At 64.2% G+C, this 363-nt stretch carries 1 protein-coding gene; it reads right to left on the reverse strand.

The genetic code is table 11. From position 1 onward, the window contains the following. Positions 1-363, reverse strand: a 363-nt coding sequence (locus RVY79_RS18045; RefSeq protein WP_317465899.1) for an aldehyde dehydrogenase family protein, incomplete at both ends; no start/stop codon positions are given.

The raw sequence follows: 363 nt of genomic DNA on the forward strand, positions 1-363 counted from the left end.
TGGTCGAGATCGGCATCGGGCATCACCACCAGATGGTTCTTCGCACCGCCCAGCGCCTGCACGCGCTTGCCGTGCTTCGTGCCTTCCGTATAGATGTACTCGGCGATGGGCGTGCTGCCCACAAATGACAGCGCCTGCACGTCCGGGTGCACCAGCAATGCATCGACGGCATCCTTGCCGCCTTGCACAACGTTGAACACGCCGTCGGGCAGCCCGGCCTGCTTGAGCAGATCCGCAATCATCAGGCTCGGGCTCGGGTCACGTTCGCTGGGCTTGAGGATGAACGTGTTGCCGCAGGCCAGCGCCACCGGCGCCATCCACATCGGCACCATGAACGGGAAGTTGAACGGCGTGATGCCGGCC

The organism is Chromohalobacter sp. HP20-39 (genome assembly GCF_033052815.1).
GTDB lineage: Bacteria > Pseudomonadota > Gammaproteobacteria > Pseudomonadales > Halomonadaceae > Chromohalobacter.